The organism is Bacteroides caecigallinarum, assembly GCF_021531075.1.
GTDB lineage: Bacteria > Bacteroidota > Bacteroidia > Bacteroidales > Bacteroidaceae > Phocaeicola > Phocaeicola caecigallinarum_B.
Map to the genome: position 1 here is coordinate 1 of NZ_JADYTJ010000055.1, position 19,689 is coordinate 19,689.

General features: G+C 40.1%; 17 protein-coding genes and 1 rRNA gene. 12 read left to right on the plus strand and 6 right to left on the minus strand.

The window, feature by feature from the left end:
• The first annotated feature begins 14 nt into the window (after window positions 1-14).
• From rrf to leuB, 7 genes are all read left to right on the plus strand, one after another.
• Window positions 15-124: ribosomal RNA gene (gene rrf, locus I6E11_RS12435) — 5S ribosomal RNA — on the plus strand.
• Window positions 125-301: 177 nt separating this feature from the next.
• Window positions 302-1,480: a nicotinate phosphoribosyltransferase gene (gene pncB / locus I6E11_RS12440; protein ID WP_317221522.1), complete on the plus strand. Its 1,179-nt coding sequence runs from the start codon at window positions 302-304 to the stop codon at window positions 1,478-1,480.
• Between the two features lie 304 nt (window positions 1,481-1,784).
• Window positions 1,785-3,281 carry a 2-isopropylmalate synthase gene (locus I6E11_RS12445; RefSeq protein WP_235338500.1) on the plus strand — a complete coding sequence of 499 codons (1,497 nt, stop codon included), beginning with the start codon at window positions 1,785-1,787 and terminating at the stop codon, window positions 3,279-3,281.
• A gap of 125 nt (window positions 3,282-3,406) precedes the next feature.
• Window positions 3,407-4,801 carry a 3-isopropylmalate dehydratase large subunit gene (gene leuC, locus I6E11_RS12450; protein WP_235338501.1) on the plus strand — a complete coding sequence of 465 codons (1,395 nt, stop codon included), beginning with the start codon at window positions 3,407-3,409 and terminating at the stop codon, window positions 4,799-4,801.
• Window positions 4,802-4,822: 21 nt separating this feature from the next.
• The gene (leuD, locus tag I6E11_RS12455; RefSeq protein WP_235338502.1) at window positions 4,823-5,425 is read left to right on the plus strand and encodes a 3-isopropylmalate dehydratase small subunit; all 603 of its coding nucleotides are present in this window, start codon (window positions 4,823-4,825) and stop codon (window positions 5,423-5,425) included.
• 17 nt (window positions 5,426-5,442) lie between these two features.
• Entirely contained in the window at window positions 5,443-6,963 is a 1,521-nt protein-coding gene (locus I6E11_RS12460) for a hydroxymethylglutaryl-CoA lyase-like TIM-barrel protein (RefSeq protein ID WP_235338503.1), read from the plus strand.
• Between the two features lie 25 nt (window positions 6,964-6,988).
• Window positions 6,989-8,050 carry a 3-isopropylmalate dehydrogenase gene (leuB, locus tag I6E11_RS12465; RefSeq protein WP_204401441.1) on the plus strand — a complete coding sequence of 354 codons (1,062 nt, stop codon included), beginning with the start codon at window positions 6,989-6,991 and terminating at the stop codon, window positions 8,048-8,050.
• 87 nt (window positions 8,051-8,137) lie between these two features.
• Here the strand turns inward: leuB and I6E11_RS12470 are convergent, their stop codons facing one another.
• The 6 genes from I6E11_RS12470 to msrA form a co-directional block, all read right to left on the minus strand.
• Entirely contained in the window at window positions 8,138-9,439 is a 1,302-nt protein-coding gene (locus I6E11_RS12470; protein WP_235338504.1) for a tetratricopeptide repeat protein, read from the minus strand.
• A 61-nt stretch (window positions 9,440-9,500) separates the two neighbouring features.
• A complete protein-coding gene (locus tag I6E11_RS12475; protein WP_235338505.1) occupies window positions 9,501-10,715 on the minus strand; it encodes a peroxiredoxin family protein in 1,215 nt (404 codons plus the stop codon).
• Between the two features lie 29 nt (window positions 10,716-10,744).
• Window positions 10,745-11,938 carry a peroxiredoxin family protein gene (locus tag I6E11_RS12480; RefSeq protein ID WP_235338506.1) on the minus strand — a complete coding sequence of 398 codons (1,194 nt, stop codon included), beginning with the start codon at window positions 11,936-11,938 and terminating at the stop codon, window positions 10,745-10,747.
• Between the two features lie 78 nt (window positions 11,939-12,016).
• The gene (locus I6E11_RS12485; protein WP_235338507.1) at window positions 12,017-13,294 is read right to left on the minus strand and encodes a M56 family metallopeptidase; all 1,278 of its coding nucleotides are present in this window, start codon (window positions 13,292-13,294) and stop codon (window positions 12,017-12,019) included.
• Between the two features lie 50 nt (window positions 13,295-13,344).
• Window positions 13,345-13,710 carry a BlaI/MecI/CopY family transcriptional regulator gene (locus tag I6E11_RS12490; protein WP_235338508.1) on the minus strand — a complete coding sequence of 122 codons (366 nt, stop codon included), beginning with the start codon at window positions 13,708-13,710 and terminating at the stop codon, window positions 13,345-13,347.
• A gap of 225 nt (window positions 13,711-13,935) precedes the next feature.
• Window positions 13,936-14,421 (minus strand): peptide-methionine (S)-S-oxide reductase MsrA, encoded by a 486-nt coding sequence (msrA, locus tag I6E11_RS12495; protein WP_235338509.1) that lies wholly within the window; start codon window positions 14,419-14,421, stop codon window positions 13,936-13,938.
• 115 nt (window positions 14,422-14,536) lie between these two features.
• Between msrA and I6E11_RS12500 the strand changes: the two genes are divergently transcribed.
• The 5 genes from I6E11_RS12500 to I6E11_RS12520 all read left to right on the plus strand — a co-directional run bounded on the left by I6E11_RS12500 (window position 14,537) and on the right by I6E11_RS12520 (window position 19,489).
• On the plus strand, window positions 14,537-15,361 hold the full coding sequence (locus tag I6E11_RS12500; protein ID WP_235338510.1) for a tetratricopeptide repeat protein: 825 nt from the start codon (window positions 14,537-14,539) through the stop codon (window positions 15,359-15,361).
• Window positions 15,362-15,419: 58 nt separating this feature from the next.
• Window positions 15,420-16,790 carry a S8 family peptidase gene (locus I6E11_RS12505; protein WP_235338511.1) on the plus strand — a complete coding sequence of 457 codons (1,371 nt, stop codon included), beginning with the start codon at window positions 15,420-15,422 and terminating at the stop codon, window positions 16,788-16,790.
• 25 nt (window positions 16,791-16,815) lie between these two features.
• Complete coding sequence (gene xseA / locus I6E11_RS12510; protein WP_235338512.1) at window positions 16,816-18,114, plus strand: exodeoxyribonuclease VII large subunit; 1,299 nt, start codon at window positions 16,816-16,818, stop codon at window positions 18,112-18,114.
• 11 nt (window positions 18,115-18,125) lie between these two features.
• Window positions 18,126-18,338: an exodeoxyribonuclease VII small subunit gene (xseB, locus tag I6E11_RS12515; protein WP_235338513.1), complete on the plus strand. Its 213-nt coding sequence runs from the start codon at window positions 18,126-18,128 to the stop codon at window positions 18,336-18,338.
• A gap of 131 nt (window positions 18,339-18,469) precedes the next feature.
• On the plus strand, window positions 18,470-19,489 hold the full coding sequence (locus I6E11_RS12520; RefSeq protein ID WP_235338514.1) for a branched-chain amino acid aminotransferase: 1,020 nt from the start codon (window positions 18,470-18,472) through the stop codon (window positions 19,487-19,489).
• Window positions 19,490-19,689: the final 200 nt, after the last annotated feature.

Below are 19,689 nucleotides of genomic sequence, written 5' to 3' on the forward strand. Positions count from 1 at the left end.
GTAAATAAAGATATTCAGGTGACTATAGCACGAAGGTTCCACCTCTTCCCATTCCGAACAGAGAAGTTAAGCTTCGTCACGCCGATGGTACTGCTTATTGTGGGAGAGTAGGTAGTCGCCGTTTTAATAGAGAAAGATCCCCGAGGTAGAGATACTTCGGGGATTTTCGCGTTTATACAAATACAATCTTCTCCTTTTGTTTTCTAGAATAATTCATTTTGTGAAAGATGTGAAAGTAAAATCCACATAAATTTTACATTCCGATTAATTTATTGTAAATTTACCACATCGTCAAAAAAATATATCAATGATAATAAAATCAATTTTAGATACTGACTTATATAAGTTTACTACATCATATGCTTATATCAAGTTGTTTCCTTATGCAATAGGAACTTTCAGTTTTAAGGATCGTGATGAGACTGTGTATTCTGATGATTTCTTGAATGCACTTAAAGAAGAATTAAATCGATTAAAAGGTGTGTGTCTTACATCTGATGAGTTAGAGTATATGTCTGTCAATTGCAGGTTTATGCCAAGAGTTTATTGGGAGTGGTTGTCTTCTTTCCGATTTAATCCTGAGATAATTGAGGTTTATCTTGATAAGGAGCGACATCTTCATATCGAAATTACTGACTATTTATATAAAGTTACTCTTTATGAGGTTCCTATTTTGGCTATAGTTTCTGAAATAAAGAATTTGTTTTTCAATCAGAAACCTTTGAAAGATGAGGTGTTGGAGAAATTAGCTTTTAAAGTGGAGTTGTCTAATTTGAATGCAATGCCATTTTCAGAATTTGGAACGAGAAGAAGATTTTCTTTCGATGTACATGATTGGGTGGTTGATTATTTGAAGAAACATTCGAGATATTGTACTGGTACATCAAACTGTTATCTTGCTATGAAATATAAAATGCGTCCTATGGGAACTCATCCCCATGAATGGTTTATGTTCCACGGTGCTCAGTTTGGATATAAGCATGCCAACTATATGGCGTTGGAGAATTGGGTGAACGTATATGACGGTGATTTAGGTACTGCATTGTCTGATACTTATACTTCCGAATCGTTTCTGACAAACTTTAGCCGTAAACAGGCAAAACTGTTTGATGGTGTAAGATGTGATTCTGGAGATGAACTTGAATTCGTAGACAAGTTGATAGACAGATATAAGGAGTTGGGAATTGATCCTGCCACAAAGACTATAATATTCAGTAATGCTTTGGATTTTGAGAAGGCATTATCGTTGTATAAATATTGTCAAGGTAAAATAAGGTGTTCGTTTGGTATAGGTACAAATCTTACTAATGATACTGGATATAAACCATCAAACATTGTAATGAAACTGTCAAAATGTAAGATGAACGCTAATCAGGGATGGAGAGAATGTATAAAACTGTCCGATGATATGGGAAAACATATGGGAAGTATAACAGAAGTTCAGGCATGTATGCATGAATTAAGGATAGAGAAGGATTAAAATATACTGATATAATAACATGAATAATACACTATAACTATTAAAATGTTGTTAAAGCAGTAGAAAAACTTTCATTTTATTTTATTATTCCAAAATAATATTTACCTTTGCATCAAACAAAAAGAGAATTATATGAATACAATGTTTTTACATATTTTGCTATGCGGTATTATTATTCTACTGGGTACACTGGTGGGAAGTGAGTCGCGTGCATACTGATGTAAAAATGTTAAGATATATCAAGCCTTTCTCACTTCCCTGTGCGAAAGGCTTTTTTTTGATAACTATATAAAATGCAAAGAATATGAGTGAGAGATTATTTATTTTTGACACAACTCTTCGAGATGGTGAGCAAGTTCCTGGTTGTCAGCTTAATACTGTAGAGAAAATTCAGGTTGCTCGTCAGTTGGAAGCACTTGGAGTAGATATTATTGAGGCAGGTTTCCCGGTATCAAGTCCTGGTGATTTTAATTCAGTTATTGAAATTTCAAAAGCAGTCACATGGCCTACTATCTGTGCTCTTACACGTGCGGTACAGAAAGACATCGATGTAGCGGCTGAAGCCTTGAAATATGCAAAGCATAAAAGAATTCACACAGGAATCGGTACATCAGATTCACATATCAAGTATAAGTTCAATTCTACAAGAGAAGAAATCATAGAGCGTGCTGTCGCAGCTGTAAAATACGCTAAACGATATGTTGAAGATGTAGAGTTCTATGCAGAGGATGCAGGACGTACCGATAATGAGTATTTGGCAAGAGTGGTAGAGGCTGTTATAAAGGCTGGTGCTACAGTTGTAAATATACCTGATACTACGGGCTACTGTCTTCCTGAGGAATATGGTGCAAAAATAAAATACTTGATGGAGCATGTTGATGGTATAGACAAAGCAATAATCTCCACTCACTGTCATAATGATTTGGGAATGGCTACTGCAAATACCATTTCCGGTGTTTTGAATGGTGCAAGACAGGTAGAGGTTACTATTAATGGTATAGGTGAGAGAGCCGGAAATACTTCACTTGAAGAGGTAGCCATGATTCTTCGTTGCCACAATGACATTGATATCGATACAAACATCAATACTACCAAGATTTATCCTACAAGCCGAATGGTTTCAAGCCTGATGAACATGCCTGTTCAGCCAAATAAAGCTATTGTTGGTCGTAATGCATTTGCACACTCATCAGGAATTCATCAGGATGGAGTTTTGAAGAATGTCCAGACATACGAGATTATCGATCCTAAAGATGTGGGTATTGATGACAATGCTATCGTATTGACAGCACGTAGCGGACGTGCAGCATTGAAGCACAGACTTCATATTCTTGGATTGGATATGACTCAGGAGAAACTGGACAAGGTTTATGAGGACTTCCTTAAGCTTGCCGACAAGAAGAAAGATATCTCTGACGATGATATAATGGTATTGGCCGGTGCTGACAGGAATGTAAACCACCATATCAAGTTGGAATATCTACAGGTAACAAGTGGTGTAGGAGTTCGTTCTGTTGCAAGTCTTGGACTTAATATCTCTGGCGAGCATTTCGAAGCTGCGGCTACCGGTAATGGTCCTGTTGATGCTGCTATTAAGGCAGTTAAGCAGATTATCAAACGCCAGATGACACTTAAGGAATTTACTATTCAGGCTATCAGCAAGGGTAGTGATGATGTGGGTAAAGTACATATGCAGGTGGAATACGATGGCCAGATGTTCTATGGATTCGGAGCGAACACTGATATCATTGCTGCCTCAGTAGAAGCTTATATAGACTGTATCAACAAGTTCAAAAAATAATACAAGTAGCTTTTCAGACAAAAGAACATAAGTACATAAATAAAAAATATGAGATATAATCAAGTAAATATGTCTTTTGGTTCTTATGTCTGAAAACCTTAAAAACTCAATAACTAAAAATAAACATGAATACTTTATTTGACAAAATATGGGATGCACACGTAGTGCAGAAGGTTGAAGAAGGACCTACCCAATTATATATAGACCGTCTTTATTGCCACGAAGTAACAAGTCCGCAGGCGTTCGCTGGTATGCGTGCACGCGGTTTGAAATGTTTCCGTCCTGAGAAAATCTACTGTATGCCGGACCATAACACTCCGACTCACGACCAGGATAAACCGATAGAAGATCCTGTATCAAAAGCACAGGTAGATGCTTTGGCACAGAATGCTGCCGATTTCGGTCTGACACATTTCGGAATGATGAACAAGAAGAACGGTATTATCCACGTGGTTGGTCCAGAGAGAGGATTGACACTTCCTGGCATGACTATCGTATGTGGCGATTCGCATACATCTACTCACGGTGCTATGGGAGCTGTGGCTTTCGGTATAGGAACAAGTGAAGTGGAAATGGTTATGGCATCGCAGTGTATTCTTCAGTCACGCCCTAAGACAATGCGTATTACTATCTATGGAAAACTGGGCAAAGGAGTGACTGCAAAAGACGTAGCTCTTTATATGATGTCGAAGATGACTACAAGTGGTACTACAGGATATTTCGTGGAATATGCAGGAGAAGCTATCCGCAGTCTTACTATGGAAGGACGTCTTACTCTGTGTAACCTTTCTATTGAGATGGGAGCACGTGGGGGTATGATAGCTCCGGACGAAGTGACTTTCGAATACATCAAAGGACGCGAATATGCACCTAAGGGAGAAGAGTGGGATAAGGCGCTTGCCTACTGGAAGACTCTTAAAAGTGATGATGACGCTGTATTTGATAAAGAAGTCCGCTATGATGCAGAAGATATTCAACCGATGATTACATACGGTACAAACCCTGGTATGGGTATGGCCATTACTTCTGATATTCCGACTACCGACGGTATGGGTGAAGTTGAGAAAGGTTCTTTCGAGAAATCTATGCAATATATGGGATTTACACCAGGTGAAAATCTGATAGGAAAGAAAGTGGATTACGTTTTCCTTGGTGCATGTACAAACGGACGTATTGAAGACTTCCGTGCTTTCGCCTCAATAGTTAAAGGACGCAAGAAAGCCGATAACATTACTGCATGGCTCGTTCCGGGCTCATGGATGGTGGATGAACAGATACGTGAAGAAGGTATTGACAAGATTTTGGAAGAAGCCGGATTTGAAATCCGTCAGCCGGGATGCTCTGCATGTCTTGCTATGAATGACGACAAGATTCCTGCCGGCAAGTATTCAGTTTCTACAAGCAACAGAAACTTTGAGGGACGTCAGGGACCAGGTTCAAGAACATTGCTTGCAAGTCCGCTTACAGCCGCTGCAGCAGCAGTAACAGGAGTGATAACAGATCCAAGAACACTTATGTAATCAGTAAAATAGAGTATAACAATGAAACAGAAATTCAATATAATAACAAGCACTTGTATCCCTTTGCCTTTGGAAAACGTGGATACAGACCAGATAATTCCTGCGCGTTTCCTTAAGGCGACTACACGTGACGAGAAGTTTTTCGGTGACAATCTTTTCCGCGACTGGAGATATAATCCTGACGGTTCGTTGAATAAAGACTTTGTTCTCAATGATCCTAAATACAGCGGACACGTACTGGTGGCAGGAAAGAATTTCGGTAGTGGTTCAAGCCGTGAGCATGCGGCATGGGCTATTGCCGGATATGGATTCAGAGTGGTAGTGTCAAGTTTCTTTGCCGATATCCACAAGAATAACGAACTGAACAATTTTGTTCTTCCGGTAGTTGTCAGCGAAGAATTCCTGAAAGAACTTTTCGATTCTATATATGCAGATCCGAAAACTGAGGTAGAGGTAAATCTCCCTGAACAGACTATCACAAACAAGGCTACAGGCAAATCGGAGAAATTCGAGATAAATGCCTATAAGAAACACTGCCTGATGAACGGTCTGGACGATATAGATTTCCTTGTTGAAAATAAAGATAAGATAGCAGCATACGAAGAAGCTGTAAGTAACAGATAATAATTGAACTGATAACTATGGATCATCCTGTAATAGAAATAATGGATACAACACTCCGCGACGGTGAACAGACCAGCGGAGTATCGTTTGTACCACATGAAAAACTGATGATAGCCCGCATGTTGCTCGAAGACCTGAAGGTTGACAGGATAGAGGTGGCATCGGCACGTGTGTCCGACGGAGAACTGAATGCTGTCAGGATGATATGCGATTGGGCAGCACGCCACAACATGCTTTACAAGGTAGAGGTACTTGGCTTTGTGGACGGTACTGTCTCTGTAGATTGGATACATGATGCAGGAGGCCGTGTGATAAACCTTCTTTCGAAGGGCTCGGAGAAACACTGCCGCTATCAGTTGAAGAAAACACTTGATGAACATCTTGAGGACATTCGCCGTACTGTGGCATACGCTTTGGACCGAGATATGGAAGTAAATCTTTATCTGGAAGACTGGAGTAATGGAATGAAAGACTCTCCGGAATATGTTTATGGACTTATTGACGGATTGCTTGACGCGGGAATCAAACGTTTTATGTTGCCCGATACACTAGGAATACTAAATCCTCTTCAGGTGATAGAGTATATGCGTAAGATGAAGAAACGCTATCCTGATTTGCATTTCGATTTCCACGCACACAATGATTATGATTTGGCGGTAAGCAATGTCCTTGCAGCAGTGCTAAGCGGAGTGAAAGGTCTTCATACCACAATCAACGGATTGGGCGAGCGTGCAGGAAATGCTCCTCTTGCCAGTGTACAGGCGATATTGAAAGACCATTTCAAGGCTATCACCCACATTGATGAGAGTCGCCTGAACGAGATAAGCCGTACTGTTGAATCATACTCAGGTATAAGTATCCCTGCCAACAAACCTATAGTCGGACAGAATGTGTTTACTCAGGTGGCAGGTGTCCATGCCGACGGTGACAGCAAGAACAATCTTTATTTCAACGACCTTCAGCCGGAACGTTTCGGACGTGTGAGGGAATATGCTTTGGGTAAGAACTCTGGTAAGGCGAATATCCGTAAGAATCTTGAGAGTCTGGGACTGGAACTGGATGAAGAATCAATGCGTAAGGTGACAGACCGTATCATCGAACTTGGCGACCGCAAGGAACTTGTGACTCAGGACGACTTGCCTTATATCATAAGCGATGTACTCAAACATGATACGGTAGATAAAAAAGTCAAACTCTTGAGTTACTTTGTCACTCTTGCCCAGGGTTTGAAACCTATGGCTACATTGAGTATAGAGATAGACGGTAAGGTATATCAGGAAAGCTCAAGCGGTGATGGTCAGTACGATGCCTTTGTACGTGCATTACGAAAGATATATAAAGGTACACTGAACCGTAAGTTTCCTATGCTTGTGAATTATGCGGTTACAATTCCGCCGGGTGGACGTACTGACGCATTTGTACAGACAGTTATAACGTGGAATTACGATGATAAGGAATTCCGTACTCGCGGTTTGGATGCCGACCAGACAGAAGCAGCAATAAAAGCTACAATAAAAATGTTGAATCTTATTGAATAGAATACAAACTTAAAACTCAAATACAATGGATTTTAAAATAGCAGTATTAGCCGGTGACGGAATAGGACCGGAAATCTCCGTTCAGGGAGTAGATGTAATGACAGCCGTTTGCGAGAAATTCGGCCATAAAGTTTCATACGAATATGCCATTTGTGGTGCAGATGCTATAGATAAAGTGGGCGATCCGTTCCCGGAAGCAACTTACGAGGCTTGTAAAAATGCCGATGCGGTATTGTTCTCTGCAGTAGGCGACCCTAAATTCGATAATGACCCTACAGCAAAAGTCCGTCCGGAACAGGGACTTCTGGCTATGCGCAAAAAACTAGGCTTGTTTGCGAATATCCGTCCTGTGCAGACTTTCAAATGCCTGGTACACAAATCTCCTCTTAAAGCAGAACTTGTTGATGGTGCAGACTTCCTTTGTATCCGCGAGCTGACAGGAGGTATGTATTTCGGTGAAAAGTATCAGGATAACGACAAGGCGTACGATACAAATATGTACACCCGTCCTGAAATCGAAAGAATTTTGAAAGTAGGTTTCGAATATGCGATGAAACGCCGCAAACATCTTACTGTGGTTGATAAGGCAAATGTTCTTGCTTCTTCACGCTTGTGGAGACAGATTGCTCAGGAAATGGCTCCGCAGTATCCTGAAGTAACTACAGACTATATGTATGTGGACAATGCTGCAATGAAGATGATTCAGGAACCTAAGTTCTTCGATGTAATGGTTACAGAAAATACATTCGGCGACATCCTTACAGACGAAGGCTCTGTAATCAGCGGTTCTATGGGACTTCTTCCATCTGCTTCTACAGGAGAAAGTACACCGGTATTCGAGCCTATCCACGGATCTTGGCCACAGGCTAAGGGGCTTAATATCGCCAATCCGTTGGCACAGATATTATCTGTAGCAATGCTGTTCGAATATTTTGATTTGAAAGAAGAAGGAGCATTGGTTCGTCGTGCTGTTGATGCTTCACTTGACGCTAATGTCCGTACTCCTGAAATTCAGGTAGAAGGCGGTGCCAAATACGGTACTAAGGAAGTTGGTCAATGGATTGTAGATTATATCAAGAAAGCATAATCTTTACTCATATACAATATAATAAGAAGTCCAGGCAGTGTTTTTCTGTCCGGACTTTTTTATATTCAGTGGTAGAATGTAATAATCTTACTGTGGTTTCCCTTCAAAGAATTTATGTTCCTTGATATTCTTGATTTTTATTTCTGCGTCTTGATAGTAAGTTCTTCTGTCGTTGTCTATTTCTCCGTTCTCGTCATACTTATAACGTTTGTCTTTAGGAACATTCTCCATATATTTGTTGAAATATTTTAAAGCATTCTCGTAGTCATCTTTGTAATAATATCTGCATCCGATGGTATAGAGCAATACATTTTCCTTTGAGTATTCGTATTGCTTTAATAAAGCGGCTATTTCACCTTTGGTGTCAAGGTTCAGCTCACAGCATTCAGCCAGACCTTTGTATAGACGGACCATAACACTGTCTGTTGGCATGGTCAGCGATATGGCAGTATTCATGGCTTCTACACCTTCTTCTTTCCATGAAGTACGGGCTGCAGATTTGGCGAAATAATATAAGGCTCCTGTGTTTGGTCCTGACGGTTGCATTATGCTTATAGCCTTTTTCAGATTGTCGTAAGCGTAATAAAAGTCATAGTTGCCGTAGTACGACATACCGAGATAGAACAGTGTCAGATAAGAATTGTCGCCCATTCTTTTCAGACTTTCATACCTTTCTATCGCTTTGGGGTACATTTTCATCATGCAGAAAGCTTTTGCATTTTGGCGGTTCACATCTATGTTGAGAGAGTCATGTCGTCGGTATTCCTCTGTAATGAGCATCGCGTATGAATACTGCCCATTGTTGTTTACCATATTGGCTATTCTGGATATAATCTGAGGGTCCAGAGAATCACGGCGAAATGCAGCATTATATCCGGCAAAAGCTGCCAGAGGATTTTCGTTTTCATAAGTTTCTCCTAACAGACGGTATGCTGTAGCCGATGTGGAATCACGGTCTATCCAGTCATGACAGGCTTTTCTCGCATTTTCCAGGTCGTCAAGAGCAATCAGGGCATTGATGTGTTTTTGTCTGAAGAAAGATTTGTCAGGACTGAGTCTCACAGCATGAGCGTATGCCTCAGAGCTTTTCCTTACATCTCCAATCCTTCTGTAGCATTCCGCTATTTCTGCCCATGATTTTAGTGAAGTGCTGTCCCGCTCAAGCTTCTTCTGGAGTATCGGAAGTGCGGTTTGCCATTTGTTAAGTTCCTTGCAGGCCTGTAGCCTGAGTTCCGTACATTCCTCGTCAAGCGAGTCGGTACACGAAGTAAGCTCAAGAACCTTTTCGTATTCGTAATTATCAATGGCAATTCTTATGCTGTCCTTGTCTTGAGCCAGCACTCCAAGAGTAAAGGTGCATGACAAACAAAATAGATATATAGTTTTCATATCGTTTCTTGAGTTTATTTATCTTTTAAGAAGTATTCCTGATTTCATGTCAATGTCTCATTTATAGATTTTTCTTAATCTCTTCCTCTATCTCTTTGTCACTTATCTTTTCGGCGTATCCTCGGAATTTCTTCAATATCTTTCTGTCTTTACCTATCAGATAAAATTGAGGAATACTGCTTCCGGCATGATAGTCATTTATAAGTTCTTCTATACTTTCCTTGTCGGCAGTGAGGAATTTATATTTTATTCCATTCTTCCTGATATAGTTCTCGCTCGATGATTTTCTCTTTATCCATGTCTCAACAGCTATGATTTCAAGCTCATTATTGTCGTATTTCTCTCTAAGCCTGTTCAGGAAAGGGATAGAAACTTTACACGGACCGCATCCTATTCCTGTGAACTGTAGAAGGACAATTTTCGATTTAATGTCACTAAGAGAGATTTTCCGGTCGTTAATATCTGTCAGAGTCCATTCAGGAGCAGTCTTGCCTGTCATGTCAATGGCGGGCTTCTCTTTTTTCTTTCCTCTTATGTACCGTTCATAGCCTTCCGGATAGTAATCTTCTGCTATTATTTTTCCCATTCCCGAGGGGTTGAATACAAAGTCGGAACAGATTCTTTCACTTATATTATGTTGCATTTCCCTGCGATAGCGGTATGGCATATCATTTTCTTTAGAAATCCATATTTTGTAAATAGATGTAGGGTCGTATATGTAAGGGTTTTCCGGCATATATTGAGCTTTTCCGAAAAATTCTACCTGATTCGGCATATTTATCGTCAGTTTCATAAGATAATCCTTTCCCTCGTCCTTCAGTGTGAGGACAATGCTGTCGTTTGTGTTCAGCGCATAATCTATTATTGCTTTCATGTGATAAAAAGCTTCTTGTTTGATTAATCTGAACGGTAAAGGCCTTTTTCGTGTGAAGTCATCTATCACTATTTCTTTTTCTTTCTCTTCAATATATGATTGAACAGTTCCATCATATACCGATAGAGGATGCTTGAATTCCTTATCTGATGCAATGATATATGAATAACCTATGGCGGTATCTTCAGGATTTACATGCTCGTATATTTCCCTATGTTCGTTGTAAACAGGGTCTTTGTCTCCCGGCTCCCAAGATTTAAGTACACAATGGTATTTTACTGAATTTACCTTGTTCATCTTCTCAAGCACTTCAGAAAGATATTCTCTGTCGGTTTTCTTTCCGCAGGCGGAAAACATTACCATAAATAATATGGAAATATAAATGTAGATATGTGTTTTCATAAATAGTGAAATTTGTTATTTGTGGTGATTTATTTTACGAGTTTTGCAATCTTTTCCTTTATGATTCCTTTACGATACCCTGTCCAGATGTCTATTACCTTACATTCCGGAGATATCAGTACATAATGAGGTACGCCCTTTACACCGTATGCTGCCGCAAGTCCGTCGTTTACAGAACGAAGCTCATTCCACTGGTTCCCGGTCATGTTGTTCTCCTTTATGAATTTCTTCCATCTGTCCTCTGTATTACTGCCTATACTTACAGTTTCTAGTTTTTCTTTATAAATTCTGCCAACTTCTTCCATTTCGGGTATTGAGGCCATACAAGGCTGGCAACCTATACTCCAGAAATCCAGCAGGATATATTTGCCTTTGAATTCGGAAAGACTACGTTTATTCCCTTCCGTATCGTACAAAATTCCGTCCACCATATTTTCACCAGTTTTTACAGTTTCAGTCATTTTCATGTAGGCTGCTATCTCTCGTCCTACACGCGAATTCTTGTCTTCCTCGCTCAGGCGTCCGTATAAGGAATATACCAAATCTTTATGAGAATATTCAGGATTTTTATTTGTAAACAGATGCAATACCTGATAATAGTATTTTTCGAGCCACACTTTTGTCACCGGTGCTGTTTTCATGTATTCCAGCTCGCGAAGACGTGCCTTGTCCTCCAGCGGAAATACATGATTGTTTCTTATGGAATCTATCTGGTTTCGTATAGAGATGTCGCTTATATCCTTTCGGAACAATTCATATACTATCATCTCATTATTGAGCGCTTCAACCATTTCAGGCATTCCTATTTTGGTGAACTCACTTTCGTATTTCTGCTCTGGCACATTGCTTTCCACTTCCCAGAAAGGACAAAGCATCCCTTCACCTTGTATTTTAATTTCAGCTCCGGAAGTTATCCATAAAGGTAGTACTCTCACAGAAAAGGACTCCTTATATATTGTCATCAATTCCAGTTGTTGAGGCACTTTGGAACTCATAGTATCTCTGAGAATGAATTTTCCTCCGATTATTGTGTCAGATACTATTTTAGCGGAGAACCTTCTGTCTTCTGCTTTGCATAGAGTGACAATAGTGCTGTCGGGGATATTTTCTATGTATCCCTCAATAAGGAATTCTCCTTCTGGAACTTTCTGATTATTATCGTTACAACCGCCTGCTGTAAATCCTAATATTATGGATGATAGTATAAAGAGTGTTGTTCTCATTGCATTAGTCTTATATTAAGAATCCACTTTAAGATTCCTGCCGTTAATCACATCTTAAAGTGGATTCAGAAAATTGATTTACTGTAGTCTGAATGTTACAGGGACGGTGTATTTAACTCTTACAGCCTGACCTCTTTGCATTCCCGGTTTCCATTTGGGCATTTCTTTCATTACCCTCAACGCTTCTGCATCAAGGGCGGGATCTACAGAACGCATTACTTTAAATTCTGTAGGAGTTCCGTCCTTTTCAACTACGAACTGAACGATTACTCTACCTTGTATATTACTTTCCATTGCTGATGCGGGGTATTTGATGTTTTTACTAAGGAAGCTCATAAGTTCCTGAACTCCTCCCGGGAATTCAGGCATCTGTTCTACTACCATGAATACCTCGTCTTTGGTATCAGCTTTTTCGGCAGGAGCTTCTACCGCATCAGTCTTTACTGAAGTTGCGTTTTCTTTTACATCATCAGTCTTTGTCGCTTCCGAAGAGCATGAAATGTTTCCGGCAAGGAGTAGAGCAAAGGCCGGAATGGTGAACAGGGCATATTTGATATGTCCCGTACCGTTTGTTTTTTTCTTGTTCATCATAATGATACGTTGTTTAAGGTGAGAAAAATTAAAATTATTCGATAAGCCGTACTTGTGATTGTATGTCAGTCCAAGCAGGTGATATTGATAGCTTTTTGTGGCGAATCCGGCATCCATAACCTTTCTGTCTGCCAGAAATTCAAGATTCAGTCTCACTTCGCGTTTCATCAGCCATGCGAATGGATTTATCCAGCAGCATATATTTACCAGTTCGGAGATAATCACATCTATGGAATGTTTCTGGCGGACATGAGCCATTTCGTGAGTGAGAATTTCGTTCATTTCCTCTTCTTGCACATTGTCAGGATTCAGGAAAATCCAATTGAAGAATGAAAACGGACCGGACTTGTCTTTCATGCATTTTATACGTATTCCGTTCACTGTCTTTTCCGGTGTACGGAGAATAATCAGATATAGGCTTATGGCCTGAACAATCAGTCTTACGGATAATGCCAATATACCGGCAATGTATATATTTTTTATCCATTCGGAAATTACAAATACCTGGTTTCCCGGTTCAGTTCCAGCAGTTCCGACTACTATTTCAGGAATAGTGGTGGAATAATCAAAATTTGTCAGCATTACTAAACTGTCACGTGTTTCCATCCATTCACGGATATCAATCAGCGGTATGATGAACGGAAGAATAAGTGCCAGCATGAGTATCAACCTTCTTGAATTGAAGAGAGTATCGCGTGTGCATATCAGTTTGTACAGAGCGTAAAACAGGATTATGCCAAGATTGACTTGAAATAGGTATATCATAAATAATGTATTTTAAAGTATTGAAGATTTTACAGTTATCTGACAGAGGTTTATTTGTCACCTTCTTTTTCTATCAGATTTATGATTTCATTAAGTTCGTCTTTCGATATCTTCTGTTCCTTGGCGAAGAAAGAAACCATTTCCTTATATGAGTTGGCAAAGTAGTTTTTCACCAGACTGCTTACCGAACTTTTGGTATATTCTTCCTGTTTCACCAGTGGAGTATATCTGTAAGTGTTTCCGAACTTTTCGGCTTTCAGGTAACCTTTTCTTTTAAGGTTGGTTATTATTGATGCAACCGTAGTATAGGGTGGGAGCGGTTCGTCATAACATCCCACTACGTCTTTCACATAGCAAGGGCCGAGTTTCCAAATGAAGCGCATAGCTTCTTCTTCCTGAAATGTCAGTTTTTCCATATTGTATCAATCTTTTAATTACTAACTTTTCGCAAATCTACGAAATTGTCGTAATTATGCAAATGTTAGAAGGTTAAACTTAGTTAATGGGTAAGGGCTTGTTACTTTTGAGTTTTGTAAATACAGTAATTGAGAAAACGCCCTGACATTTTAATCAAAATGTCAAGGCGTTTTAGGCAAAACGACAGGTCGTTTTAGTCTTAATTTCCCGGCTTATGAATTATGTCAAAATTTTTTCACTCTGATATGGCAATAAGGCTCTCCGCATGTCTTGTCATAATAATGTTGATGATACTCTTCAGCTTCCCAGAAATGCGATGCTGGAGTAAGAGCCGTGTTTACTTCATATCCCTTGTCCCGTAGGATGGAAATAACGTTCTGTGCCTGCTTCATTTGTGAATTGTCAAGATAGAAAATTTCGCTTCTGTATTGAGGGCCTATGTCTGGACCCTGTCCGTCAGTCTGTGCAGGGTCGTGTATTTCGAAAAACAGCTTGCACAGGTCTGTATATGAAATTTTTTCGGCATCGTATTCCACAAGCACAGCTTCGGCATGTCCTGTAGTGTGAGCCTTTACTTCCTGATATGTAGGTTCTTCCTTGTGTCCGCCTGTGTATCCCACTGTGGTTTTTATCACGCCGTTAGCTCTTTCCATCTGGTGCTGTACTCCCCAGAAACATCCGCAGGCAAATATTGCTTTTTCCGTTTTCATGATTTCAGTCAGTTTTATAAATGAATGTGCAAACATACAAAAAGATTTTAACTCTTGTAGCTATATACATCTTTATCTGTACCTTTGCGCCACAAACCATTGAAAAAATGTCATTATGAAAAAAATACTGATACTCTTCGTCATGTCATTATGTGTCATTTCACATTCATATGCACAGACATACAATGAAGTGGTGGAACGCGCCATGAAGTGTGCCTTGGGTGATAGCCTTGTGCAGGCAGAACAACTTTTCCGTCAGGCTCTGAAAATGGACCCCAATAATGCCCGTAATGCCTTGTTATTCTCCAATTTAGGTACGGTACTAAAGCGTATGGGGCGTACGGATGAGGCTATCGAAGCCTATACTATGGCTCTTAACATTACTCCATACTCAACGGCAATGTTGCTTAACCGTGGAACTCTGTATCTTGATAAGGGACTTGACTCTAAGGCTTACGTTGATTTCTGTAATGTAATAGATCTTATACCTGAAAACATAGAGGCTCGCCTTTATCGTGCATACATTTACATGCAGCGTCGCGAATATAAGGAAGCGCGAATAGACTATAATGTTATAGTAGGCAAGGAACCGTCGCATAAGGCAGCACGCATAGGGCTGGCTATGCTTGACCAAAGGGAAGGTAATCTGTCGGCGGCTCGTGACAAGTTGAATCTGCTTATAGGCGAGTTTGACGATGATGCCTCACTTTTAGTCATGAGGGCCAATCTTGATTTGGAAAGAGGATATCCTGAAGCTGCTGCTCTTGATTTGGAGGAAGCCTTGCGCCTAAACCCTCAGGATGCCGAAACTACGGTTCAACTGGGCGATGTGTACCTTTCATTGAAGGAAAAGGATAAGGCTCTGAAAGCGTATGAAAAGGCCATAAGTCTGGGGATACCACGTTCTGCCTTGATGAAGCAGATAAAGAATTGTAAATAGAATGACTCAAATTATTATTTATTTGTAGTATCTTTGTGGTTTATAACTGTTCCAGTAAATGAAAATAAGAATTATAATATTTTTTTGTTTGTTGGTTTCCGGCTCTTTTTACTCTTTTGCGGAAACATACAAGTATCGTGTGCAATTAAAAGATAAGTCTGTTACAACATTTAGTATAGAAAATCCAAAAGAGTTTTTATCTGATCGTGCCCTGGAACGTAGGCAGAGGCAGGGAATATCTGTCGATTCTACAGACCTACCTGTATGTCAGGCATATATTGACCGTTTGGTGGAGCAGGGTGGAGAGTATCTGATGCAAAGCAAATGGAATAATACTGTGCTAATGCTCATACAGAATGAAGAAACGGCAGAGAGGTTTAAGATGAATCCATTTGTGGTGGATGTGAGAAAAGTATGGATTTCTCCTGATACCATTTTCCCAAGGAATAAGGACAGGAAAAAGGAAGTTACAAACAAGTGGAAAAAGACTGATGAATATTATGGGGTAGCAGCCAATCAGATTAAGATTCATCATGGCGACAGTCTTCATAATTCCGGATTTCGTGGTGAAGGTATGCATGTGGCTGTAATAGATGCAGGATACTATAATGTAGACAAAATGAAGTTTTTCCGCAAGCTCCATATTTTGGGAACAAAGGATTTTGTAAATCCTGATTCTGATATATATGCCGAACATAATCATGGGCTCAAAGTCTTGTCGTGTATGGCTGTAAATATGCCTAATGTCATGGTAGGTTCAGCTCCGGAAGCTTCGTATTGGCTTTTAAGAAGCGAGGATAATGATACCGAACAGCCGGCAGAAGAGGATTATTGGGCAGCTGCGGTCGAGTTTGCCGACAGTGCTGGAGTGGACGTGGTAAACACCTCTCTTGGGTATTATTCATTTGATAATGTTGAAGATAATTATAAGTATCGCGATCTTGACGGACGTACTTCACTTATGTCCCGTTCTGCATGTATGGCTGCCAATAAAGGAATGCTTATAGTATGCAGTGCCGGAAATTCAGGTGCATCAAGCTGGAAAAAAATCACTCCTCCTGGAGATGCCGATGGTGTACTGACTGTAGGAGCTGTAAATGTAGATAGAGTAAATGCTGATTTTTCTTCTATAGGAAATACAGCAGACGGTCGTATAAAACCTGATGTGATGGCGGTAGGCTTTCATTCCGGGGTAGCCGGAACAAACGGAGGAACATCGTATGGGAATGGAACTTCATTTGCTTCACCTATTTTTTGTGGTTTGGTGACATGTTTGTGGCAGGCGTGCCCGTGGCTTACGGTAAAGGAACTTATAGATGTGGTACACCGTTCGTCGGACAGATATGATTATCCTGACAATATTTTCGGTTATGGAATAACTGATATATGGAAAGCCTATCAGATAGGGTTGGAAATGAAAAAACAGTAACAGACTGATATATACTCAATATATTATGGAAAAAGAAGCATTGTCTTTATATGAATTGAATACCCTGGTTCGCCGTGGGCTTCATTCCATCTTGCCTGACGAGTATTGGATTCAGGCTGAGTTGAGTGACGTGCGTTCCAATTATTCCGGACACTGCTATATGGAGTTTGTACAGAAAGACCCCAAAAGCAATGCATTGATAGCTAAGGCAAGGGGAGTGATATGGAGTAATGTCTTTATGCGTTTGCGTCCTTATTTCGAGCAAGAGACAGGGCAGGCTTTCGTGTCGGGGATAAAGGTGATGGTTAAAGTAACCGTTGATTTTCACGAATTGTACGGCTTTTCGCTTACAGTTGTTGACATAGATCCGGCATATACCATAGGCGATTTGGCGCGCAGGAGAAAGGAGATACTTAAGCGCCTTGATGATGAGGGTATTCTTACTATGAACAAGGAGCTTGAAATGCCTGTGCCTTTGCAAAGGATAGCTGTCATATCCTCTGCTACAGCTGCCGGATATGGCGATTTCTGCAATCAGTTACATTCCAATAAATTTGGATTTGTGTTCTATACCAAACTCTTTCCTGCCGTTATGCAGGGCGATAAGGTGGAGGAAACTATTATATCTTCGCTTGAGAAGATTTATTCTGAATATGAAAATTGGGATGTGGTAGTTATTATTCGTGGTGGAGGTGCTACTTCCGATTTGTCTGGTTTCGATACATATAATCTTGCAGCACATTGCGCACAGTTCCCGTTACCTATAATTACAGGTATAGGGCACGAACGCGATGATACGGTGATAGATATAGTCTCTCATACCAGAGTGAAGACACCTACGGCAGCTGCTGAATATATAATAGCCAATATGCTTGAGGCTGCCGGCAGACTGGAGGACTTGTCCGGACGATTATTCAGTGAGATTCCTCTATTGCTGAATGCAGAAAAAGAAAGGCTTGACAAGTTAGTGTCGCGTATACCGTTGGTGGTACAGTCAAGGTTGCAGCGTGAGAATATGCGTTGCGAACGAATGTCATCACGTATGCTCATGGCATGGCAGAAACGTTATCTTAACGAACATCATCGTTTGGATGTTTTTCCGCGTTTGTTAAAGTTTTCGCGTTCACAGGTGGAAAAAGAGTCCCATAAAATAGAGCTGGTAGAGAAAATACTTAAATCTGCTTCTCCTGAACATATTCTGAAGAGGGGATACAGTATAACATTGATAAACGGCAAAGCTGTTCGAGACGCCTCAATGCTAAAACCGGGAGATGAAGTTGAGACACAGTTGTCTGTCGGCAAATTTAAAAGTGTAGTAAAATAAAAAATAATTATATGGCAGCAAGGAAAGAAACATATACGGAAGCCATGAAGAAGCTGGAAATGATAGTGGCAAAAATAGAAGGTGGCGAACTTGATATTGACCAATTGGGTGAGAACCTTCAGGAAGCTCAGAAACTAATAAAGTTTTGCAAGAATAAGCTTTATAAGGCCGATGAGGAAATAAGGAAAATGCTGGACGAAGGAAATGATGGCAAAGAAGAATAATGTAAGCATTAATGTCTGTTTTAAAGGTTTTGGTCTAAATATTTATTGTAAAAATTGGAATATGTAAATTAAAATCTTACATTTGCCGTCAAGGTAATATTGGATAATACAAAAAATTAATTAAAATAATTATGAAAGAAATAGATTGGTCTAATCTGTCATTCGGTTATATGAAGACAGATTACAATGTACGTTGCTATTATCGCGACGGTAAGTGGGGTGAATTGGAACTTTGTTCGGAAGAAACATTGAATATTCATATGGCGGCTACATGTCTGCACTATGGCCAGGAAGCGTTCGAAGGACTTAAGGCCTATCGTGGAAAAGACGGTAAAATCCGTGTGTTCCGTCCACAGGCTAATGCAGAACGTCTGCAGAGTACCTGTAACGGTATCTTGATGCCGGAATTTCCGACAGAAATGTTCTGTGAGGCTGTTAAGAAAGTTGTAAAGGCCAACGAACGTTTCATTCCTCCTTATGAGAGCGGCGCATCACTGTATATCCGTCCGTTGCTTATCGGTACAGGAGCACAGGTAGGTGTACACCCTGCCAGTGAATATCTTTTTGTGGTATTTGTCACTCCGGTAGGTCCTTATTTCAAGGGAGGTTTTGCCACTAATCCATATGTAATTATCCGTCAGTTCGACCGTGCAGCTCCTCTTGGAACAGGTACTTTCAAGGTTGGAGGAAACTATGCTGCAAGTCTTCGTGCCAATAAGATGGCGCATGACGCCGGCTATGCAAGCGAGTTCTATCTTGATGCTAAGGAAAAGAAATATATCGACGAATGTGGTGCTGCCAACTTCTTCGGTATCAAAGACAATACTTATGTAACTCCGCTTTCTACATCTATTTTGCCTTCTATCACAAACAGAAGCTTGATGCAGTTGGCTGAAGATATGGGGTTGAAAGTTGAACGTCGTCCTATTGCTGAAGAGGAACTTGAAACATTCGAAGAAGCCGGAGCATGCGGTACAGCAGCCGTTATCAGTCCTATTGAACGCATTGATGACCTTGAAAACAATAAATCGTATGTTATAGCAAAGAATGGAAAACCTGGTCCTATAAGTGAAAAACTTTATAACAGGCTTCGTGCTATTCAGTATGGTGACGAACCGGATCCATACGGATGGGTGATGATTGTAGAATAAATTAATTTTATATAGAATTATTGTTGATTTTTTAATGAGTAAACAGTGTTTCAAAAGTCATAATCAAGACAACTGAGATGTTGTTTACTCTTTCTCTTTGAATCTAACTATAGTTTTTTGTGATAATTTGATTTAAATAATCGGCCTATTTTGTATGGTTGTAAATATTCATCCCTATAAAGTTAAAATAATGTAAAAAC